Source organism: Niallia sp. FSL W8-1348 (genome assembly GCF_038006745.1).
Taxonomy (GTDB): Bacteria; Bacillota; Bacilli; order Bacillales; family Cytobacillaceae; genus Niallia; species Niallia alba.
In genome coordinates, this window is record NZ_JBBOVV010000001.1 from 2,827,308 (window position 1) to 2,850,214 (window position 22,907).

At 37.3% G+C, this 22,907-nt stretch carries 21 protein-coding genes and 1 pseudogene; 16 read left to right on the forward strand and 6 right to left on the reverse strand.

Annotation, left to right across the window (positions count from 1 at the left end):
- The first annotated feature begins 9 nt into the window (after positions 1–9).
- Positions 10–801: a metallophosphoesterase gene (locus tag NST60_RS13500; RefSeq protein ID WP_224427368.1), complete on the forward strand. Its 792-nt coding sequence runs from the start codon at positions 10–12 to the stop codon at positions 799–801.
- Positions 802–834: 33 nt separating this feature from the next.
- On the opposite strand, the gene NST60_RS13505 is transcribed toward NST60_RS13500, so the two are convergent.
- The 3 genes and pseudogenes from NST60_RS13505 to NST60_RS13515 all read right to left on the reverse strand — a co-directional run bounded on the left by NST60_RS13505 (position 835) and on the right by NST60_RS13515 (position 2,016).
- Positions 835–1,293, reverse strand: a complete 459-nt coding sequence (locus NST60_RS13505) for a hypothetical protein (protein ID WP_016203362.1) — start codon at positions 1,291–1,293, stop codon at positions 835–837.
- Positions 1,290–1,583: pseudogene (locus NST60_RS13510) on the reverse strand (HAD hydrolase-like protein); the annotation flags it as partial. The pseudogene NST60_RS13510 and the gene NST60_RS13505, both read right to left, overlap by 4 nt.
- 109 nt (positions 1,584–1,692) lie before the next feature.
- Positions 1,693–2,016 (reverse strand): HAD hydrolase-like protein, encoded by a 324-nt coding sequence (locus NST60_RS13515; protein WP_224427341.1) that lies wholly within the window; start codon positions 2,014–2,016, stop codon positions 1,693–1,695.
- A gap of 390 nt (positions 2,017–2,406) precedes the next feature.
- On the opposite strand from NST60_RS13515, the gene NST60_RS13520 reads away from it, so the two are divergent.
- The 8 genes from NST60_RS13520 (at position 2,407) to galU (ending at position 10,960) form a co-directional block, all read left to right on the forward strand.
- Positions 2,407–2,532, forward strand: coding sequence for a hypothetical protein (locus NST60_RS13520; RefSeq protein WP_263479743.1), 126 nt, complete (start codon positions 2,407–2,409; stop codon positions 2,530–2,532).
- Positions 2,533–2,877: 345 nt separating this feature from the next.
- A complete protein-coding gene (locus tag NST60_RS13525) occupies positions 2,878–3,624 on the forward strand; it encodes a DUF2087 domain-containing protein (protein WP_016203359.1) in 747 nt (248 codons plus the stop codon).
- A 115-nt stretch (positions 3,625–3,739) separates the two neighbouring features.
- Positions 3,740–4,090 (forward strand): GIY-YIG nuclease family protein, encoded by a 351-nt coding sequence (locus NST60_RS13530; RefSeq protein ID WP_016203358.1) that lies wholly within the window; start codon positions 3,740–3,742, stop codon positions 4,088–4,090.
- 146 nt (positions 4,091–4,236) lie between these two features.
- On the forward strand, positions 4,237–4,749 hold the full coding sequence (locus NST60_RS13535; protein WP_169189364.1) for a GNAT family N-acetyltransferase: 513 nt from the start codon (positions 4,237–4,239) through the stop codon (positions 4,747–4,749).
- Between the two features lie 490 nt (positions 4,750–5,239).
- Positions 5,240–7,264, forward strand: coding sequence for a Na+/H+ antiporter (locus NST60_RS13540; protein WP_224427339.1), 2,025 nt, complete (start codon positions 5,240–5,242; stop codon positions 7,262–7,264).
- 147 nt (positions 7,265–7,411) lie between these two features.
- Complete coding sequence (locus tag NST60_RS13545) at positions 7,412–9,100, forward strand: ATP-binding protein (protein WP_224427338.1); 1,689 nt, start codon at positions 7,412–7,414, stop codon at positions 9,098–9,100.
- Between the two features lie 57 nt (positions 9,101–9,157).
- Positions 9,158–9,712: a YdhK family protein gene (locus NST60_RS13550; RefSeq protein ID WP_016203354.1), complete on the forward strand. Its 555-nt coding sequence runs from the start codon at positions 9,158–9,160 to the stop codon at positions 9,710–9,712.
- A gap of 351 nt (positions 9,713–10,063) precedes the next feature.
- Positions 10,064–10,960: a UTP--glucose-1-phosphate uridylyltransferase GalU gene (galU, locus tag NST60_RS13555; RefSeq protein ID WP_016203353.1), complete on the forward strand. Its 897-nt coding sequence runs from the start codon at positions 10,064–10,066 to the stop codon at positions 10,958–10,960.
- A 122-nt stretch (positions 10,961–11,082) separates the two neighbouring features.
- Here galU and NST60_RS13560 read toward each other — a convergent pair whose 3' ends face one another.
- Together NST60_RS13560 and NST60_RS13565 are read right to left on the reverse strand one after the other, a co-directional pair.
- Positions 11,083–11,994: an ArsR/SmtB family transcription factor gene (locus NST60_RS13560; RefSeq protein ID WP_016203352.1), complete on the reverse strand. Its 912-nt coding sequence runs from the start codon at positions 11,992–11,994 to the stop codon at positions 11,083–11,085.
- A 12-nt stretch (positions 11,995–12,006) separates the two neighbouring features.
- Entirely contained in the window at positions 12,007–12,642 is a 636-nt protein-coding gene (locus NST60_RS13565; protein WP_212118048.1) for a YesL family protein, read from the reverse strand.
- A 389-nt stretch (positions 12,643–13,031) separates the two neighbouring features.
- On the opposite strand from NST60_RS13565, the gene NST60_RS13570 reads away from it, so the two are divergent.
- From NST60_RS13570 to arfA, 4 genes are all read left to right on the forward strand, one after another.
- Complete coding sequence (locus tag NST60_RS13570; protein WP_254415839.1) at positions 13,032–14,333, forward strand: ABC transporter substrate-binding protein; 1,302 nt, start codon at positions 13,032–13,034, stop codon at positions 14,331–14,333.
- 66 nt (positions 14,334–14,399) lie between these two features.
- A complete protein-coding gene (locus NST60_RS13575) occupies positions 14,400–15,329 on the forward strand; it encodes a carbohydrate ABC transporter permease (RefSeq protein ID WP_212118059.1) in 930 nt (309 codons plus the stop codon).
- Positions 15,330–16,175 carry a carbohydrate ABC transporter permease gene (locus NST60_RS13580; RefSeq protein ID WP_016203348.1) on the forward strand — a complete coding sequence of 282 codons (846 nt, stop codon included), beginning with the start codon at positions 15,330–15,332 and terminating at the stop codon, positions 16,173–16,175.
- Positions 16,176–16,234: 59 nt separating this feature from the next.
- Positions 16,235–17,746 (forward strand): arabinosylfuranosidase ArfA, encoded by a 1,512-nt coding sequence (gene arfA, locus NST60_RS13585; protein ID WP_341098978.1) that lies wholly within the window; start codon positions 16,235–16,237, stop codon positions 17,744–17,746.
- A 393-nt stretch (positions 17,747–18,139) separates the two neighbouring features.
- Here arfA and NST60_RS13590 read toward each other — a convergent pair whose 3' ends face one another.
- Positions 18,140–19,195, reverse strand: coding sequence for a GntR family transcriptional regulator (locus NST60_RS13590; protein ID WP_341098979.1), 1,056 nt, complete (start codon positions 19,193–19,195; stop codon positions 18,140–18,142).
- 190 nt (positions 19,196–19,385) lie between these two features.
- Here NST60_RS13590 and NST60_RS13595 point away from each other — a divergent pair, with 190 nt between their 5' ends.
- The 3 genes from NST60_RS13595 (at position 19,386) to NST60_RS13605 (ending at position 22,906) form a co-directional block, all read left to right on the forward strand.
- Positions 19,386–19,589, forward strand: coding sequence for a hypothetical protein (locus NST60_RS13595; RefSeq protein WP_341098980.1), 204 nt, complete (start codon positions 19,386–19,388; stop codon positions 19,587–19,589).
- Between the two features lie 130 nt (positions 19,590–19,719).
- The gene (locus NST60_RS13600; protein ID WP_212118070.1) at positions 19,720–20,679 is read left to right on the forward strand and encodes an acetylxylan esterase; all 960 of its coding nucleotides are present in this window, start codon (positions 19,720–19,722) and stop codon (positions 20,677–20,679) included.
- Complete coding sequence (locus tag NST60_RS13605) at positions 20,672–22,906, forward strand: alpha-galactosidase (protein ID WP_341098982.1); 2,235 nt, start codon at positions 20,672–20,674, stop codon at positions 22,904–22,906. The genes NST60_RS13600 and NST60_RS13605 overlap by 8 nt, the downstream gene beginning before the upstream one ends.
- The last annotated feature ends 1 nt before the right edge of the window (position 22,907 follow it).

The following is a 22,907-nucleotide window of genomic DNA, read 5'->3' on the forward strand; positions in this document are numbered from 1 at the left end:
AAAAAAAGAATGTTAATTATTAGCCTATTAATAGGCATCTGTCTGTTTTTTTCTTTCTATCAAAATAATAGTCTGACTACCTCCACTTTCACTCTCTCATCCCCAAAAATAGGGGATTCGTTAAAAATAGTGCAGTTATCGGATCTGCATAGCAAGCAGTTTGGAAAAAACCAAAAGCGGTTAGTAAATCGTGTAAAACAGCTAGATCCGGATCTCATTGTTTTTACTGGAGATCTAGTGGATTCAAAAAAATATGACGAACAGAAAAGCATGACACTAATGGAAAAACTGGTTGAACTAGCTCCGGCGTATTATGTTACAGGAAATCATGAATCATGGTCAGGAAAATTTCCTTCGTTAGAAGAGAAATTAGAGCAAACCGGCGTTCAAGTATTAAGAAATGAACAGACCTTGTTCCATATAGGTGGAGAGACGATAAATATCATGGGGGTGGATGATCCTGCTTTTTTGTCAGGAGAACAAGAGCTGTCTAGAATAGTAGATAGCTTATCACAAGAGGAACATTTTAATCTGTTGCTCTCCCATCGACCTGAATTATTTTCCCTCTATGAAAATATCGATCTAGTGTTAACTGGCCATGCACATGGCGGCCAAGTAAGACTGCCTTTTATCGGTGGTATAATTGCGCCAGATCAAGGATTCGTGCCGAAATATACAGCAGGTATGTATAAAAACAAAGAAACGGTAATGATCGTTAATAGAGGTTTAGGAAATAGCATTATTCCCCAAAGAATTTTTAACCGACCAGAGATTGTGGAAGTAGTGTTGAAGAAAGAGTGAGGAGCATTCCGAGTTTTCATTGGAATGCCCTTTTTAAAAAATGGAAAACCATTCATTTACCATTGTTAAAAGCCAAAGGAAAATAGGCAATGCAATAGATAACAGACTATGTGTCCAGGTGAAGAAACGGTCTTTTTTTCGAAGCAGCCGATCAATGAGGTAAAATAGCAAAGCAGCCGGCAAACTAATAAAAAGAAGGACAGACCCAAATAATAGATGGAGCAATAAAGAAATGTGCCAAGCGAAATTATTTTCCCCTGTTTTCCGCGCAAACAATTCCCCAATCTTATCACTTACAAAAGAAGTGAACAGACCATAAACAAAGATTGCTGGTATCGTATAAAGAAAGTAGATGGAAATACTTGTTATTACCGATTGAAAATATGTTGCCTTGCTATCAATTAAATCTGGTACTAATAATCCAAGCAGTATCGTATAAAGAGAACAAGTAAAACTAGCAGCGATTAATTTTCTTTTAAAAATAATCCTCACCCCTTTGTCATCGGGTATACGGTAAAAAATTCAGTATAGTTTGCGAGAGAAAAGTCAGCAAAATCACACTGGTTTTGGAACATACAGGTGGGGATTCCTAATTCCTTTGCTGGAATTAAATCCAGTTCCCGATCCCCAATGGCTAAGTCAATTGAATATTTTGTATGTAAATATTGATAAAAATTTACTGCCGGCTTTCTGGGAAAGCCATTCGCTAAAGTAACAATTTCCGCAAAATAGTTCTCCCATCCATAATACCGCAAAAACTTCATTACACCCTCATGACTTTTGTCCCACTCTTAACGGACAGTAAGACTCCCCCCCTCAAGCTTATGGGAATACGAGGAAGCTAGGTGGGAGATCAACTGTCCGTAAAGGTCCGATTGGTTCAACTAACCATCAGTGGGGGAGGAAGGAAACCCCCACTGATGGAAGTTTCACTTTATGTGTCATAATCACATTTGTTTCCGCAGCCTTTAAAATTTCCTCTACACCAGGAAAAGGCCTCACTTCACTAACAACAATTCCTTTATTCATCTGCTTAATCTCATTTCGTTGCTCTTCTGTTAAGTGAAAATACTCAATTGCATGGGAGAAAGAAACTTTCAACTCTTTATAAATAGCTGCCTTAGCCATCTTTTCTCCCAATACTGTATAAAGAATATCTGTATAAGCAGGATATGTATCAAATAACGTACCATCAAAATCCCAAAGAATATTCAAATTTTACTCCTCCATAAATACTGTTTTCTTACATGGTAATATACTTATTTTGGAAAGTCTATTGGGAGATTGCTAGAGGAGGAGTTAGGGGGTGAAGATGAACACCAAAAAGCAGAAGAGGCAGGAGAAAAGTAGTGTTCATCAAGTGAATGAAAGCCAAAAGTAGAGGAGGCAGGAGAAAAGTGGCGTTCATCAAGTGGATGAACGCCAAAAAGCAAAGGAGATAGGAGAAAAGTGGTTTTCATCAAGTGGATGAAAACCAAAAAGCAAAGGAGATAAGAGAAAAGTGGCGTTCATTAAGTGGATGAAAACCGAAAAGTAGAGGAAGCAGGAGAAAAGTGGTTTTCATCAAGTGGATGAAAACCAAAAAGCAAAGGAGATAAGAGAAAAGTGGCGTTCATTAAGTGGATGAACGCCAAAAAGTTGAGGAAGCAGGAGAAAAGTGGTGTTCATCGAGTGGATGAAAGCCAAAAAGCAGAGGAGGCAGTAGAAAGGTGGCGTTCATTAAGTGGCTGAACGCCAAAAAGTAGAGAAAGCAGGAGAAAAGTGGCGTTCATTAAGTGGCTGAACGCCAAAAAGTAAAGGAAGCAGGAGAAAAGTGGCGTTCATTAAGTGGATGAAAGCCAAAAAGCAGAGGAAACAGGAGAAAAGTGGTGTTCATCGCTTAGATGAACGCCAAAAAGCAGAGAATCAAACGAAAAAGTAGCGTTCATCCCGCACAGATTCCTCCCAGCTTACTACCATCAAAACAAACAAAATCTCCCTAAACATTGACGGTTAACCAAAAAAAGTTTATTATTTAACTGACATAAATAATATTTGTTTGTAAAATAACAAACATATAAACGAGGTGTTTGTTTTATGGAGATTTCATCTTATTTTCAAAATGCAACGATTGATGAATTAAAAAAGGGCTATATTGATGAACAGGATTCCTATCTTTGTCTTTTATGTGGGGAGCAGATAGAGAAAGGTATTATCTATCCACAAGATGGAACATTATATGAAGCGGAAAAGTTCATGCAGCACCACATAAAAGATGCTCATCAATCTGTTTTTCATTATTTACTTAGCTTAGATAAAAAGATGACAGGGTTAACGGAGCATCAGACTAAATTGCTGGAGCTATTTTATCATGGGAAAAGTGATGAAGAAGTGAAAAAAGCGCTGGCAATTGGAAGTGCTTCAACCATTCGGCATCATCGCTTTGCTCTTAAGGAAAAGGAAAGGCAAGCGAGAAATTTTCTGGCGATTATGGAGTTAATGAAGGAAAAGGATAATCATGCGCCTAGCTTTGTTCCTGTTCATAAAACAGCCACAATGGTAGACGATAGATACAATATTACGGAAGAAGAACAGGAAAGCATAACAGCTAAATATTTCAAGGATGGGGTTTTGAGTAAATTTCCAATCAAGCAAAAGCAAAAATTAATTGTTCTCCGTGAAATATCCAAGTATTTAGAAGAGCAAGAGAGCTATTCCGAAAAGGAATTAAATCAGCTTTTAAAGACTATTTATGATGATTATGTTCTGATAAGAAGATATTTAATTGAATACGGATTTCTTGATCGCAAAGCAGATGGAAGCCTTTATTGGTTAAAAAAATAGTTTTTTTCAAAAAGAATCTTGTTTTTTCAATAGAAAATTAATTATTCAAGCTGTGGGGAACAGCAACAACCTTTACGAGAACACAAAAAAATAATAGAAAGGTGATAGACATAACATGGACCGCAAAAAAGAGCTAAAACAACAGTATAGAGAAATTCCGATTGAAGCTGGTATTTATACGATAACGAATAGTAAGAACGGGAAAATTTGTGTTGTTAGCACGAGAAATTTTAAAACAATTAATGGAGTGAAATTTTCACTGGAAAATGGCGGATATGCCAATAAGAAATTAGTGGAAGAATGGAAGGAATACGGGAAGGACGCATTTTCATTTGAGATTGTAGAAGTGCTAAAGCCGAAAGACGATCCTTATTATAATGAAAAAGAAGAGCTAGCAAAGTTGGAGGAAAAGTGGTTGGAGAAATTACAGCCATTTGGTGAAAGAGGCTACAATAATAAGAAATAGGATGGAGATGTCTGAACAGGACATCTTTTTTTCATATCCGCAATTAATAGAAAATACTTTCATTTTTCGTCCCTACTTGGTATCTTACTTAATAAGATTAGTATATTAGAGAGAATTTTTTTAATAGTAAAAAAGGGGATAAAGCGATGATCCGAGAGATGAAGGAAACAGATTTAGGAGAGGTTTTAGAAATATATAATGATGCAATCTTACATACGACTGCCGTATATGATTATCATGCACACTCTTTGGAAGACAGAAAAGCATGGTATGACCAGAAAGTGGAGGGTGGGTATCCTCTCTTTGTTTTTGAAGAGGATGGAAAAGTATTTGGATTTGCTACATATGGTCCTTTTCGGGCATGGCCAGCATATAAGTATTCGATTGAGCATTCGGTGTATGTCCATAAAGAAGCAAGAAAGAAAGGAATTGGTACTCAATTATTAAAAGTACTAATTGAACGCGCAGAAGAAGAGGGCTATGCGACCCTTATTGCTGGAATCGATAGCACAAATAAAGGAAGTATTTTCATTCATGAGAAACTAGGATTTACGTATTCGGGCACGATTAAAAAAGCAGGCTATAAATTTGAGAAATGGTTAGATTTAGCTTTTTATCAGCTAGAATTAGCAGGTCCTAAGTCTCCAGTAGAAGGGTAATGTAAAGCAACAGTAGGTTCGCAAATAACGGAGAATCCACGGTCAATATCGGTCGTGGACGTCATCATTTGAAACGGATAAAAAAGATTTACGGTTTAAACAAATAAGGAGATTCCAATTGAGGAATTTCTCAATTTGTAGACAAAAAGATTTTTGAAAAGTTAAATGGAATTTTATGCCTTGCTTGGAGTGGAAGGGGTGAGACTCCTGTAGGATTAGTGAGACAGCTTAGATCCTGCAGGCTAAAGGCCGAAGCGGCTCAGCGCGAGCCCCTGGAGCGGAAAGTAACATCCCTATTCAAAGGGACTAATAAATATGCTATATACAAACTTCTATTTTAAAAAATTAGGGGTTTTCTACAAACTGAGAGATTCCAATTAGGGAATCTCTTTTTAAGCGGAATAAGTCTATTTACAAAACAATGCCCAAACAACATAATCTACATAAAAATGAGAGAAACTAGAGAAAGAATTTTCAAGGAGACAACAAGATGGAGTTATTAATTACAATCATTTTATTACTGCTTTGCTTACTGATTTCTAATATTGTTAGCCATTATCTTCCGTCCATTCCAACTGCGCTAACGCAAATTGCGTTTGGAGTGTTGATGGCCTTATTATTTTCTGAGTTTGAGCTCGAATTGGAGGCGGAGTGGTTTTTGCTCTTATTCGTTGCTCCATTGCTTTACAACGATGGTAGGCATTTTCCAAGAGAAGAGCTGTGGAAAATGCGAGCTTCTATTTTAGGAAATGCCATTATATTAGTATTGCTGACGACAATAGTCGGCGGCTACTTTATTCATTGGCTCATTCCAAGTATTCCGTTAGCGGCAGCGTTTGCTTTAGCAGCGATTCTGTCCCCGACAGATCCAGTTGCAGTAAATGGAATTGCCAAGCGAATTCATATACCGGCAAGAGTGCTCAACCTTGTAAGAGGGGAATCGCTTATTAATGATGCTTCTGGGTTAGTCGCATTTAATTATGCGGTTGCTGCTGTTGTAACTGGATATTTCTCGATTACAGAGGCACTTACTGATTTTACTTATACGTTCTTTATAGGGGCAGTTGCAGGTCTTGTTTTAGGCCTTCTTATTATCATGATTCGTTTTATATTGCGGAAACAAGGGATACAGGATGTCACCTTTCACTCCTTATTACAAGTGTTGACGCCGTTCTTAATCTTTATCGTGGCAGAGGAAGTGCTTCATGCCTCTGGGGTTATTGCTGTTGTAGTTGGGGGAATTATTCATTCATTAGTAAGTGAAAGAACAGAGACGATGCTTGCTGAGGAACAGGTTCTGACGGAAAATATTTGGTCTATCGTTATTTTTATTCTCAACGGGATTGTATTTTTACTATTAGGCTTAAATATTCCATCTTCTATTGTAGATACGGTCGAAGATCCTTCTTTGAGTAACTGGTTAATTATTGGATATGTTATTTTAATTGGTGTCGTGATTCTTAGTATTCGCTTTTTCTGGTCCTATTTATTTTCTATCTATGAATTTAAAACAGATAAGACGAAGGAAATCGAAAAGCCAAGTATTAAGCATACCTTGCTTGTCAGTTTGACAGGAGTTCGCGGAGCCGTAACAATGGCAGGGGTGCTATCAATTCCATTTGTCATCCATACTGGACAAGGATTTCCGGAACGCTCCTTAATCCTCTTTCTAGCAGCAGGTGTGATCCTGTTCACCTTACTTGCAGCAACGATATTCTTGCCATACCTTAGTAAAAATAGTGGAGCAGCGGAAATAGATGATGAGGATCTGTTAATTAGAGCGAAGAAAAAGATTATGTTCTCTACGATTGATAAGCTCTATTTAGAAATGAATGAAGAAAATAGTGCGGCGGCTTATGAACTAATTGATGAATATAAACGACGCATTCGGCAGTTAAATCAAGTGGAAAGAACAGAAGAAGAAGAAACCAATTTCAATGCAATGGTTGAAATAAGATTGCGTGCACTGAAGGAAGAGCGAAACTATGTGCATCAATTATTAAAGGAGGATAAAATCACAGAAGAAGTGTTTGAGATCTTTGAAAAATCATTGGATTATCGAGAAGAAATACTTTCCACAAACGTGCAGGCAGGGACCAAATTTTTATTTGGAAAGGCAATGAGAGGATGGAAACGCTTTGCACGAAAGCAACGTGGCACCAAATTGGATCGAAGGGAACAAATGCGTATCAGCAAAGAAATTTTATTGGATTCGATGAAATCTGCCATTTCTTATTTAGAAAAATGGAAAGAATCTGCTGAGAAAAAACAACTAGTAGAGACCGTTATTCTAGAGTACCGACGCATGGTCGATCGTTGGGAAAAACCAACTGCATCATTTAATGAAAAGCTGCAGGAACAAATAGAAGAATTGCGTCTAGGTATTGTGGATCAACAGCGAGCGACGATTCAGAAAATGTATGAAAAAGGGGAAATGAATCGAGAACAGGCAAAAGAGCTTCGTCGATTTGTTAATTATATTGAAAGTGCAACATTGTATGAATACGAAGAATAAGAAAAGGAAGGACAGTCCCTCACTGTATTAAAGCAGTGAAGGACTGTCCTTTAATTTTAAGAAAAACAAAAAATCATCCAAATAGTCGGAAATTTACATGCTATAATAAAAGGATATTAAACTTATAAAGAAAGTAGGGGGTTTTTAATGGCTGTATATACTCCTCAGACAAGATACCATCCAGAGATTGCTCTTACAAATCTCTCCGATTTGACTTGCGGCGCACATATCATGTACATAACAAGCAATGAAGAAAAATACATAACCAATGCAGCGTCCTTCATAAAAACCGGTCTGCTTTTAGAGCAAATAGTTGTTTTAGTAGATCAGAAGAAAATATGGCCACTAATAATCAAGAAGTTGGAAGAACATGGACTGTTTAATGAGCAAATCGATCGGATTCATTTTATTGATAGTGAAGAGGTCTATTATCGAAATGGGGAGCTTTATTTAGGTAGTATTTTAGAAGCAACCAATGGCTCCATTAATTCCGATTATTTTTTTAATAAAGATATAACGATTCGTTATTGGGGAAAAATACCCGTCCTCCTCAAGCAAGAGGAAATCATGGATAAATTGCTTCAATATGAGGATGAGGTAGATAAGTATATTAGAACTTATCAGAATTACACGGTATGTGCCTATAACGGGACGGAGTTATCTGCAAGTAATTATTTTGATTTAGCAAAGCACCATCCATATGTGATGACAGATACAGAATTCACATTATCCAATGGGTATGAAAAGGAAATCTTGTCTCCTCCCCTCGTGAGAAATGGCAAATACGAAGAGACCATTGCCAATCTACAACTAGCACAAACCTACTATTCCCGTCTAGTAGAAGATATGCTAGATGCTGTCTTCATTACTTCCAACAATATTATTATGTATGCTAATAAAGCAGCTGTAAAACTACTTGATACAGAAGACCTTGTCGGAAAATCTGCTTATGAAATTATGGAACCAGACTTTTTAGAAAAGTTTTTAGAAAAGAAAGAGCTTATATGGCAGGAAGAAATAGTAACTCCATACGAAATGGAGCTAATTACACCTAATGGAAAGGTAGTCGAGGTGGAGCTGTTAGCTTATCCGTTCCTTTTTGAAGATTTAAGTTCCACAATCATTATTATAGCTCGAGACATAAGTGTCAGAAAAGAGAACCAACAGCTGCAGATCAAGAACGAAAAACTAGGAATAGCTGGGCAATTGGCCGCAAGTATTGCCCATGAAATTAGAAATCCCTTAACCGCTATTAAAGGATTTCTAAAACTTGCATACCAAGGAGCAATGAAATTAAAAGACATTTATCCAATCCTTGATATTGAAATCAATCGGATTGAAACAATTGCGAGCGAGTTAATGTTTCTAGGAAAACCAGCAAAGTCAGAAATTAAAGAAATAAACATCGGAAAAATTCTTCTAGATGTTTATACGTTGATGCAATCACAAGCAAATCTTGATAATGTCGTAATTAATTTAGATACATATGATAATGATTTACATGCTTTATGTAATGTTGATCAGATGAAACAAGTTTTTATCAATTTGGTTAAAAATGCGATTGAAGCGATGGAAAACGGTGGCATCATCAATATGGAAGCAAAACTTGATGGGAAATGGATTGTTGTCACCATCAACGACAATGGTAAGGGAATTCCTGATGACATAAAGAATAAACTGGGAGAACCTTTTTACACGACGAAAGAAAAAGGAACAGGTTTAGGGTTAGTAATTTGCTATAACATTATTGCAGAGCATAAAGGCGAAATAGATTTCATTTCAGAAGATGGTGTTGGCACAACCTTTACTATTCGATTACCTTTAGCGAATAAATAGACCAATGTTTAAAATTTCCTCTTTAGTGAAAGAATTCATAATAGAGGAGGTAATAGAATGAAAAGTAGACATGTTTATATCGCTGCAATTTTTACCGTATTGTTATTGTTTTATGGCTGTTCCTCCGGTGAAAAAAATAGCGACAATCAAACGCAGTCAAACCAATCCGAGCATGGGCACCAAGAAACTGGCTCACCAGATATTCCCGAAGGCTTAGAACCGGCAGCGGATCCAACATATAAAGAAGGTAGTCAGGTGGTTTTAAAAGCAGATCATATGGAAGGGATGGATCGTGCAGAAGCAACGGTGTTAAATGCATTTGATACGATTGCTTATCAGGTTACTTACACTCCAACAACAGGAGGAGAACCGATCAAGCATCATAAATGGGTTATCCAAGATGAAATAAAGGATGCTGGAAGTGAAATGCTTGAGAAGGGAACAGAGGTTACCCTAGAAGCAGATCATATGGAAGGAATGAAAGGCGCGAAGGCTATAATCGAATCTGCTGAGAACACAACTGTATATATGGTAGACTACCAGCCAACAACAGGTGGCGAAATGGTAACCAATCACAAATGGGTTACAGAGAAAGAAGTTTATCCCGAATAATGTAGAAAAAAAAGGGTTGTCATTACAGCTCTTTTTTTGTATGCTAAAATAACAAGTTTTCTGAATATTCAATTCTTAAAATGGTTAAAAGGACATTTGACAAAAAAATGTAAAAAGTGATAAGTTTATTAACAAATACATATAAAACTATTTTCAAAAATGCTAGAAAATGGTATGATAGTTGTGCGTTATTAAGAACATTTTAATACTTGTTTTGTTTTATATATATATTATATAGAACAAATTTTTAAGCATTGCTAATAATTTACAAAGAAGAAATTCGTATTTAAAACCCTTTTTAGCAAAAAAATGGTATAATTATAAAGTTAATTGTCTAAAGGAGGAAATAAGTTGAAAAAAGTAAGAAAAGCGATCATACCAGCCGCTGGTCTAGGAACTAGATTTTTGCCAGCAACGAAAGCAATGCCGAAAGAAATGTTACCAATTGTCGATAAGCCTACTATTCAATATATCGTAGAAGAAGCAATTGCTTCTGGTATTGAAGATATTATTATCGTTACTGGTAAGGGAAAGAGAGCGATTGAAGATCACTTCGATTACGCACATGAATTAGAACAGAATCTACGTGATAAAGAGAAATTTGAATTACTTGAAAAAGTTCAATATTCCTCAAATCTTGCAGATATTCATTATATTAGACAAAAAGAGCCAAAAGGTTTAGGACATGCTGTTTGGTGTGCGAAAAGCTTTATTGGTGATGAGCCATTTGCTGTTCTACTTGGCGACGATATCGTACAAAGCGATACACCATGCCTGAAACAATTAATTGACCAATATGAAGAAACGCATGCTTCTGTTATTGGTGTTCAAACTGTACCAGATAATGAAACACACCGTTACGGAATTGTAGATCCAGGTGAAAGCGAAGGAAGAAGATACCAGGTAAATAATTTTATTGAAAAACCAGCTCCTGGAACAGCACCTTCTAATCTAGCAATCATGGGTCGCTACGTGTTAACACCAGAAATCTTCATGTACTTGGAAAATCAACAAACAGGTGCAGGCGGAGAAATCCAATTAACAGATGCTATCCAACAATTAAACCAAATTCAACGCGTTTTCGCTTACGATTTTGAAGGTGACCGCTATGATGTTGGTGAAACGTTAGGATTCGTTAAAACAACATTAGAATTCGCATTACAACGCGATGAAATGCGAGAAGAAATTATGGAATATATGAAGACAGTACTTGATAAAGCTGATTTAGATAAAATCAAAGTATTGTAATAAAAAACACCTTTTGAATGTAGAGTTATCTGCATTTGAGAGGTGTTTTTTTTAACGTACTTTTCAACTGGTAGGTTAATTTCATTCTAGGAGTCTCGTACTAGGACTCACTAATCTTCTAATCAGCTCACAATCTCATACATAATTCGCGCAATGATGTCTTGATTGTAATTGCCGAAGTTTTTTCCGTATAGGGTAAGTCCGCCGATGTTTCCTTGATCGGCTACTGCTAAGCGGAATTTAATGTCTGATTTTTGATCTAATATAATATCGGAAATGGTGACATTGGAGATGCGGCAGCCATCGATAAAGGTGCCGTGTTCATTGATGCGCAATAATTTTAGTAAGCCATATTGGTTTAAATGGGGTGGCCACCATGCAGGAGTACAGACTCCTTTTTCTCCCCCAAAGTCTCCAGGCGACGTCCATTTCCCTAGCTCCTTATTATTTAAGGAAAAAACGATGTCAGAAGGCCAATTGTTATTATAATAAGGTGCCTCTGAGCCTATTTCAAAAATGAATTGGATTTCCTTAAAGTCTTGATTTTTTTTTAAGTAATTGGGGATGCGGTATTCTAAGAAGCCTTTCGTTAACCATACGATGCCTGCTTTTATATGTTCTGGATCTGCGAAATAGCGAGGATCATCAAATTCTCCAATAATGCTGTCCTTTGTAGCAAGTCCACATGTTGCTTCCGCCAAATAATCGCAATAATGCCCCACCTTTATTTCATATTCATAATAATTTTCACTTTTATTGTTTTGCAGCTCAACTGTAAGTAGATTCTCATTTAAATAGCAAATTTTTTGAATACCATGTTTGCCAACAGCCGTTGATACATCGATTATTCCGCTCTCTTCTAGTTTTTTAATGTGCATGGTTACAGCCCCATTGGACAAGTTTAATTTTTGAGCAATCTCATTTAAATTAAGACTTCCATTTTTCGTTAGTAATGAAAGGATTTCAACCCGTATTTCAGAGCTTAATGCCTTGAAAATAGGAATACCAGAACGTAAATCTTTAATATGTATCATGACATCACATCCTTAAGTTTGTTGTTGAATAGCTCTTTTCCTTTCGTATTGTGTAAAGGCCGAGTTGGCAACCCACATCATGTAAAGAGCTGGGATACATCCGCCAAAGAGAAGAACAAATCCAGGAAATGTAATGAATAAATAGCTAATGGTTCCAAGACCGATGATATGCTTCACAAAAGAGATAGGTGCAATGAAGCCAATAAGAAAGGCATTTTTAATCAGCTGGAACCCTTTAGTATCATAATGAACGTACATTGGAAAAAAAGAAAGGATAGTAGATAGGTATAACCCACAAATAAGAAGGAGCGGGACATACAAATAATGTAGAACGATAATAGTAGTTTGTTGAATCATTAGTAAATCAGCATATAGGACAAGCCCGATAAAAAGCAGAAGAGCTCCTAAAAGGTTGCTCGGGATAAATTCCTTTTTATACGCACTCCAAAAGGTTGAAAAAATAGAGATATCGCGATCCCCCAACACCCACTTCCGACAAACAGTAAACAGCGCAACCGTAGCGGGGAAAAACCCAAATACAATCAATCCCACTAGCATAAAGATCCCCCATAATAGGTTCACATAGCATATTTTTACTATCCAATTGGAAAGGGAGTAGATTTTATTAATAAGAGGATTAGTAAACATTGTAAATGACCTCCTTTATATTTTGAAGTTTGCTAGATTTAAAAGGATTAACCTCTTTTTAAATCATATGTTTTAGGTTTTGTTAAAAAGAAGGAAAAAGATAAATTCGTTCTTTTGACTTAGAAGAACAGATATTTCTTTTAAATAATGAAAAGGGTCAAGCTTATGGAACTAGGAATAGACGTTGGATGAAGAAGAATATTAAAATATTACATAAATTCTATGCCAATTGAACGAAAAATGAAAACGTATTCATTAAACTTTAATTTAGTTAATACTATGTAAACATGTAAATCAATTTAAACAAATCTAAAATAAAGAACAGCTTTTAGCCATGGCTTAAATCCTAATAAGGGTTAGCATAAAAACAAACTAAGAGGGGATAAAAAATGAAAAAGAGTATGTTTGCTTTTCTTGTCATGCTGCTTGTATTCTCCGTATTTTTAGCTGGCTGTAATAAGGATAGTTCTAACTCAGGCTACTCCAATGAGGGAAAGGGGACAAAAGTAGAATTATGGACCTTTAATGAATTGCATGGACAGTATTATGAAAAAATGGCGGAAATGTGGAATGAAGAAAATCCAGACGATCAAATCAGCATTAAGGTAAATACGTATCCATATGAAGACTTGCATAATAAATTACTTGTCGCCTTGCAATCAGGAAAAGGGGCTCCAGATATTTCCGATATAGAAATTAGTAAATTTGGTAACTTTTTAAAAGGAACACCTCAGATTTTACCATTGGATGATGTGGTCGATCCAGAAAGAGAAAATGTCGTGCAATCTAGACTAGATATTTATTCGAAGGATGGAGTCACCTATGGAATAGACTTTCATGTTGGGGCAGCTGTTATTTATTATAACAAAGAAATAATGGATAAAGCCGGTGTAAATCCAGATGATATCGTCACATGGGAAGATTTTAAAGAAGCAGGAAAATTGGTTGTGGAGAAAACAGGTATACCAATGACAACACTTGATGTGGAGGATCAATGGTCCTTTTGGCCACAGGTTGCTCAACTAGAGGGAAATGATGATTTATTAGACCATAATGGCAACGTCAATCTAACTGATTCGCGCATTGTCGACGTATTAAAATACCAGCAAGAATTAGTAAAAGAAGGTATTGCTATTCCAGCACCCGGTAATGATCACCATGCTGAAGAGTATTATGGTTTCATGAATAATGGGGGTGCTGCTTCTGTTTGGATGCCAATGTGGTATATGGGAAGATTCACAGATTATATGCCAGATTTGAAAGGGAAAATAATCATTAGACCAATGCCATCATGGAAAGAAGGCTCTCCAAGATCAGCCGGAATGGGTGGAACAGGGACAGTAGTAACCAATCAATCAGAACATCCTGAGTTTGCGAAAAAATTCCTCGCCTATGCAAAGCTATCAAAAGAAGGGAATATCAAGATTTGGCAGTTATTAGGATTTGATCCTATTCGCACAGACGTTTGGGAATTACCAGAGTTGAAGGAATCCAACCAGTTTACGGAATATTTTGGTCCGAATATTTTTGATACATTACTTGAGGTAGAAGATGAAATCGAAGGAGTAAATATCGGTGAAAAAACACCAGACGTTTCAAATGCGGTTAAAACAACAATACTCTTTCAAACACTGATTGATAGGAAGGATCCACAGCAAGTTCTAGAAGAGGCCCAGAAGGAATTAGAATAAATTTTACAAATGAGGGGGTGTTTGATTGTTGAATACTCCCTATAAAAAAAGATAGGAGGAGGGTACATGGATAAGGGAAGTATAGGAAAGCAGCTTGGGAAAAAGAGACGTACTAATCTATTATATTCACAAAAAGCAGCTCCATATTTTTTTGTTCTACCTTTTATTATTTCTTTTGCTATCTTTTTTGCCTACCCGGTAGTATCTACTTTTATTATGAGTTTCCAAGAAGTATTGCCAGGCCAAACTACTTTCATCGGTATAGAAAACTATGCAGGGTTATGGAATTCTACCTTTCTAACAGCAATAAAAAATAGCACGATATATACGTTATTGACTCTTTGTATTCTTATCCCATTGCCATTGATATTGGCAGTACTACTAAACTCAAAATTAATGTTTGCGAAAAATTTTTTCCGATCCGTCACATTTATACCAGCGCTAACCTCTGTCGTAGTAGCTGGAATTATCTTTCGTCTCATTTTTGGAGGCCAAGATGGAGCACTATTAAACTCCATTCTTTCTACTTTTGGATTAGAGCCAAGAGCTTGGCTTAATTATGCTGGAACAAGTATGTTTGTGCTTGTTGTGCTTGCTACATGGAAGTGGATGGGGATCAATATTCTTTATTTCTTAGCAGGTCTGCAAAATATTCCAAAAGAACTTTACGAATCAGCAGAAGTAGATGGAGCATCTACTTGGAAGAAATTCACACATATTACCCTACCTCTATTAAAGCCAATATCTATTTATGTTTTTACGATTAGTATTTATGGTGGACTTTCCATGTTTGCAGAAAGCTATATGTTATATGGAAGCAATCGCTCCCCCAATAATATTGGTTTAACAATCGTTGGCTATCTTTATCAGAAGGGAATTGAACAAAATAACTTAGGATTTGGCTCTGCGGTGGGCATTACATTATTGGTGATCACTTTTATCATTACCTTTATTCAATTAAAGTTCTTTGGGATGTTCAGAAAGGAGGAACAGTAGATGAATCCTGCAAGAAAAGGCAAGAAGTTAACATCGATATTACTCTTTCTGTTATTCCTTGTCATTAGCGTTTTTGCCTTATTTCCTTTGTTTGCTATTGTTCTTGGCTCATTAAAACCATCCACAGAGATATTAAGATTTGGACTGAATTTGAAGTTGCAGCCAGAGCTTTTGTCTTTAAACAACTACTCCTTTTTATTTACTGGGGATACGGACTATTTTATTTGGTATAAAAATAGTATTGTGATTACGATTATATCAACTTTATCCTGCTTATTACTCACAAGTATGGTTGGTTATGGGCTAGCAGTATATAACTTTAAAGGAAAGAACGTCATTTTTGGTTTAGTCTTAATCGTTATGATGATTCCAGTGGAAATCATCATGCTCCCTTTATATAAGTTAACAATGAGTCTAGGATTAATGGATACATTGCTTGGGGCATTTCTTCCTTTTGTGGTTGCTCCTATTCCTATATTCTTTTTCAGGCAATATGCAAGTGGTTTACCTAAAGACTTACTTGATGCTTCCCGTGTAGATGGCTGTACGGAAATTGGCATCTATTTTCGTGTCATGATGCCATTGATGGCGCCAGCTTTTTCTTCAATGGCTATCTTGCAGGCTTTAGGAAGCTGGAATAATTTCTTATGGCCACTTATTGTTTTACGATCTAGCGAAAATTTAACACTTCCTATCGGTTTATCCACGCTGCTAACACCGTATGGAAATAATTATGATGTATTGATTGCAGGTTCGGTAATGGCGATTTTTCCAGTACTAATTCTTTATATCTTCTTCCAGCGCTACTTTATTGAAGGAATGACAGCTGGCGGAGTGAAAGGATAAAAGTCTACTTCTATAAATGTTTTTCCGTAAGGCGGAATATAAATTTTTCAGCAGAAGGGATGATTCCATTGAGTCAAAAGGCAAAAATGATTATTGAAAAGGATTTTAAAGTAGCAGAAATAGATAAGAGAATCTATGGTTCCTTTATTGAACATCTTGGGCGTGCTGTATATGGAGGCGTTTATGAACCAGGACATCCATCGGCAGATGAACAAGGTTTTAGAAAAGATGTCATTGGCCTAATTAAAGAGCTAAAAGTGCCAATCATTCGTTATCCAGGTGGAAACTTTGTTTCTGGTTATAATTGGGAAGATGGTATTGGACCTATTGCAGAACGTCCAAAGCGTTTAGAGCTTGCATGGAGAACGACAGAAACAAATGAAATTGGCACAAATGAATTTATGGATTTTACTAAAAAGGTGGATGCTGAAGTCAATATGGCGGTCAATTTAGGAACAAGAGGGATCGATGCAGCTAGAAATCTAGTAGAATATTGTAATCATCCAGGTGGCTCCTACTACAGTGACTTACGAATTAGCCATGGTTACAAAGAACCGCATAAAATAAAAACCTGGTGCCTTGGGAATGAAATGGATGGTCCTTGGCAAATTGGCCATAAAACGGCAGCAGAATATGGGCGAATTGCCCAAGAAGCAGCGAAAGTGATGAAATGGGTGGATCCATCGATCGAACTTGTTGCTTGTGGAAGCTCCAATCGCAGTATGCCAACATTCGCAGAATGGGAGGCGACAGTATTAGATTATACGTATGATCATGTAGAGTTTATATCGCTCCACCAATACTATGGAAATTATGATAATGATATCGGAAATTATTTAGCCCTTTCGCTGGAAATGGATGATTTCATTCGCTCCGTCATCAGTATAGCGGATTATATCAAGGCAAAAAAACGTAGCAAGAAATCTATTTATTTATCTTTTGATGAGTGGAATGTATGGTATCACTCCAAAGAGGCAGATAAAAGAATAGAACCATGGACTGTTGCGCCACCTCAATTAGAAGATATCTATAATTTTGAAGATGCCCTTTTAGTAGGCTGTATGTTAATTACAATGTTAAAGCATGCAGACCGGTTGAAAATTGCCTGTCTTGCTCAATTGGTAAATGTAATTGCGCCTATCATGACAGAAGCAAATGGTCCTGCTTGGAAACAAACTATTTTTTATCCATATATGCATACTTCTATTTATGGAAGAGGAGTTGCATTGAATCCGATTATTTCCAGTCCAAAATATGACAGCAAGGATTTCACAGATATCTCGTTCCTAGAATCTACGGCAGTCTATAATGAAGAAACAGAAGAGTTAACGATTTTTGCAGTTAATAGAGATCAGGAAGAGGGTTTACAGCTAGAATGTGATATTCGTAACTTTGATGGATATAAAGTGGTCGAGCATATAGTCCTGGAAAATCCAGATTTAAAAAGAACAAATTCCGTTCAAGCTCAACCGGTTGCCCCGCATTCTAATGGAGATGCGAGTGTGGAAAATGGAAAAGTAGCCGCTTTATTGCCGAAGTTATCTTGGAATGTGATTCGGTTGGGGAAGTAATGGGGGGAGGAGGAGTTTGGCTGATATCGTGATGGGTTTGGCTGAAAAAGCGAAAGATTGGCTGATAAGAGTTGAAGTTTGGCTGAAAACATAAAACTTTGGCTGATATCCAACATTTTCGTTCCAATTAAAGTGACTCTGGCTCGGCTAAAATAGAATTTTCATCATTCCCACCACCACCAAACATCAAAAAGGCTGTAGTGCTTGTTCGAATAACAAACACTACAGCCTTTTTCTTAAGTGAAATACTACTAGAGCTCCTTTGCTTCATTCTTCAGCGCAGTTCGACTCTTCTTTTGCCAAAATTCCTTCACTTTGACCATTGCATCCTCTGTATTTTTTACATATAAATCGATGGTTAGTTGTCTTTATAGGATGACAGATCCGCGTGTGTTAGGACACGGCGGATCTGTTCTTTTTTACGACTTCCGTTGACGAACGTATCACTAGTTCTGGTTCATAAATAATAGGAGGCTCGTTTGATAGATTAAGTTCTTTTCCTTCTACTGCTGCAATAATCCATTTAGCAGCATCAACCCCCATACGGCTTTTCGGATGGGCAATGGTTGTTAATGGTATCTTTGTTGATCCAGCTGGTTTAACATCATCAAATCCGATGAGAGAGACATCCTCTGGTACGGACAATTGTAATTTTTCTAAAACTTTATGTACTGACATTGCGATAAAATCGTTGTAACAAACAATAGCAGTTGGCATTGTGTTTTTATTTGTAAGCGTATTCAAAAGTTTTTCTGTAAAATCGTCATTTAATTGTTCGGTAGTAAAGGTTACGACATGCTCTGGACTAATTGGCCGTTTTCCGTTTCGCATTGCCTGCAAAAAGCCTTGCATACGATGAACACCTTGCAAATCATCAGACTTAAAGATTCCAAGAATTTGTTCATGACCAAGCTGAATCAGATGATCTGTTGCCATATATCCTCCTTTGACATCATCTATTTTTAAATGGAAGGGAGAAAGCTGAGAATAGAACTGATTAATCATTAAATACGGAATATTACGCTCTTCCAGTTCAAGATAACAGTCCATATTAGGATTAAATTGACTGCTTTTAGTAGGCTCCAAAATAAGGCCATCCATGTTCAAATCAAGCAAATTGCGGAGACATAGCCGTTCTTTCGCATGGTCATTTTCCGTACAGACTAATGTTAAAGAATAACCTCTATCCGTCAAATAGGTCTCCATTCCGCGGATAATCGATGGAAAAATATAATCGGAAAGATAAGTCATCATCACGCCTATATTTTTCCCATTTGTTTTGCTATCGCCTTTCTTACTAGCAAAAGGCTCGCCGCAAAAAGTGCCAACACCCTGCTCCCGATAAAGCCACCCTTCATGAACCAGCTCTCTCATCGCTAGACGAACCGTATGCCTACTCACATCAAATAATTTCGCCAGTTCATACTCTGAATAAAATCGCTCTCCCATCCATCACCCAATCCTTTACCGCATCAACCACTATTAACTTCTTCGAATGTCGTCCCACTGTAAAGCCCCCCTTTAAAAGCAAATCTGTTACTTCTAACAAATGCAGATAATTCTGCAGATATACATTATTTATGCTTTTTTGTGAAAAGTTTCTTTATTTTGGGTCGAAAGAGTGAAGGAGTATTAGGTGGTGAACTGCAAGAAAAAGAGTGGGAGTCGCAAGAAAAAGAGTGGAGTTGCAAGTAAAAGGGTGGGAGTTGCAAGTAAAAGGGTGGGAGTTGCAAGTAAAAGGGTGGGAGTCGCAAGTAAAAGGGGTGAAGTCGCAAGTAAAGAAGCTGATATCGCAAATAAAAGCGTGGAATCGGCAAGTAATAGGGAGCAAAATCACCAATAAAATAGCCACACCAGCGAGTTAACGCTATCACCCAAAGTTTTGGTTTTACATTTTTAAAATAAATATAGACATTTACAATTTCAAGTATATACATTATAATGAAAGCGATAACAGTGCGGAGGTGCCCTTCATGAAAAAAGAGCAGGTAATCAATGAATATCGAGAATATAAAGGCTCTGGTAGAAAGCCCGCGGATTATGATGTGTTTTGGGATAAGGCGTTGCAAGAGCTGGATGAACAAAGCTTGGATTACGAGTTAGAAAAAGTAGACATTCCTTCAAAAACAGCAGACTTTTACAATTTATATTTTACAGGTGTAAAAGGTGCTAAGATAAGATGCCAATACATCCGACCGAAGAAAATAGAAGGAAAAGTGCCTGGTATGCTGATGTTCCATGGTTACCATGGGGACAGCGGTGACTTTGGCGATAAGCTTTCTTGGGTAACAGAGGGATTCGCCGTTCTTGCGATGGATTGTCGCGGGCAAGGCGGAGAATCAGAAGATAATACAACCGCAAAAGGAACGACATTAAAAGGGTTAATTATTCGTGGTGTCGAAGAAGGACCAGAAAGCCTTTATTATCGAAGTGTATTTTTAGATACTGCTCATGCTGCAAGAATTTTAATGAGCATGGAGGAAGTCGATGAAGAGGCGATTTCTGTTCAAGGGGCATCGCAAGGCGGAGCTTTATCGTTAGCCTGTGCAGCACTTGAACCGAGAGTGATAAAAGTCGTCGCACAATATCCATTCCTTAGTGATTATCGAAAAGTGTTTGAGTTAGATATTAACGCTTCTGCTTATGAGGAATTGGCTTATTGGTTCCGATTCCGCGATCCAATGCATGACAGAGAAGAGGAATTTTTCGATACATTAGAATATATCGATTTACAGCATTTAGCGCCTAGAATTAAGGCGGAAGTAAAGTGGGCGATTGCTTTAGAAGACGGGGTTTGCCCGCCAGTGACACAATTTGCTGTCTACAATCAGATTTCATCACCAAAAGAGATGATATTCTTCCCAGAGTATGGGCATGAATATTTGCCGAAACTAGGAGATAGAGTCAGGGGGTTCTTGCTAGATCATGAGTAAAATGATTACGTTCAATAAAGAAACACTAGAATTTCATTTAACAAACGGATTTATTAGTTATTTATTTCGTGTCATAGAAAAAACATCTCAGCTAGAGCATCTCTATTTTGGCAAAGCAATTAGACATCGTGATAATTTTCAATACTTACTAGAAAGAGAGATTCGTCCCTCGAATAACCAAATAGAGGGGGATCATACCTCTTCCTTAGAACATATAAGACAAGAATATCCTTCTTATGGAACAACTGACTTTCGTACGCCAGCTCAGCAAATCCGCTATCCGGAAGGAGATCGAATTTCTGATTTTCGTTACGATCATCATAACATCCTAGAAGGAAAACCAGCATTAACTGGGCTACCTGCTACTTATGTAGAGAACATGGACGAAGCGGAGACATTAGAAGTTGTATTAAAAGATACGTATTCTGATATAAGTATTCATTTATTTTATACCATTTTTGCAGGAAGAAAGGCGATTGCTCGCAGTGCGAAGTTTGTAAACAACGGAGAGCATGAATATGATTTGGAGTCGGCGATGAGTTTAAGCCTTGATTTTCCAGATAAGAACTTTGAACTTGTTCATTTGCATGGTGCCTGGGCAAGGGAAAATCATATGGAGAGAAAGCCAGTTATAACAGGTATTCAAGCTGTCTCTAGTGCGAGAGGGGCGAGCAGCCATCAACATAATCCTTTTATGGCATTGGTGCGACCAGATACGACAGAGCATACAGGCCAAGCTTATGGCTTCAGTCTAATTTATAGCGGCAACTTTTTAGCACAAGTAGAAGTAGATACGTATCAAGTTACAAGAGCAATGCTCGGAATCAATCCATTCGAATTCGCTTGGCGATTGAAACCAACTGAAGCATTTCAGACACCAGAAGCAGTTATTGTTTTTTCGGATGAAGGATTAAATGGGATGAGCCAGACCTTCCATGAACTTTATCGTACAAGACTTGCTCGAGGCGAATGGCGTGATAGGGAGCGTCCGATTCTCATTAACAACTGGGAAGCAACCTATTTTGACTTTAACGAGGAAAAAATCTTAGATATTGCCAAAAAAGCGGCAGAGCTTGGTGTCGAATTATTCGTTTTAGATGATGGCTGGTTTGGGGAAAGGCATGATGACACTTCCTCGCTAGGTGATTGGTTTGAAAACAAAGATAAATTGCCTAATGGCATCAAAGGCTTAGCAGAGAAAATTCATGCATTAGACCTAAAGTTTGGTTTATGGTTTGAGCCAGAAATGATCAGTAAAGGGACCAAGCTTTTTAATGAACATCCTGATTGGCTCATTCATGTTCCTGGAAAAAGAACATCCCATGGCAGAAACCAATTTGTCCTCGATTATTCTCGTCCTGAGGTTGTCGACGGAATTTTTGCCCAAATGGATGCACTTCTTTCGGCCAGCAAAATTGACTATATCAAATGGGATATGAACCGCTATATTTCCGAAGTCTTCTCTATTGCGTTGCCAAAGGATCAGCAAGGAGAAGTATTCCATCGCTATATTTTAGGCGTATATTCTTTATATGAGAGATTGCTAGATAAATATCCACATCTGTTAATTGAATCCTGTGCTGGTGGCGGGGCGCGATTTGACCCAGGAATGCTTTATTATGCGCCGCAAGCATGGGCTAGTGATGATACGGATGCGGTAGAGCGTCTGAAAATTCAATATGGTACGTCTTTGGTTTATCCGCTATCTAGTATTGGAAGCCATGTATCAGCAATTCCGAACCATCAAGTTGGCAGAATGACAAGTCTAGATACAAGAGCAAATGTTGCCTATTTCGGTACATTTGGTTATGAGCTAGACATTACGAAAATGCCTGAAAAAGAGCATGCAAAAATGAAGGAGCATATTGCCTTCTTTAAAAAACATCGCAAATTGATTCAACAAGGAACATTTATCCGTCTGCAAAGTCCTTTTACCAATAACGAAACAGCTTGGATGGTTGTTTCCCAAGATAAAACAGAAGCAATTGTTGGCTACTATGAAGTTTTAGCGAAGCCCAATAGACCATATGAACGCTTGCAGCTAAAAGGTTTGGAAGCAGATAAATTATATACAGTGAATAGTGACTTAGAACGATATGGCGATGATTTAATGGAAATCGGGCTTATTTTAGCAGGAAACTATATCGATCGAGCTAGCGATTACTGGTCAAGAGAGCATATTACCGATTACAACAGCAAAATATTTTACTTAACGGAGAAACAATAAA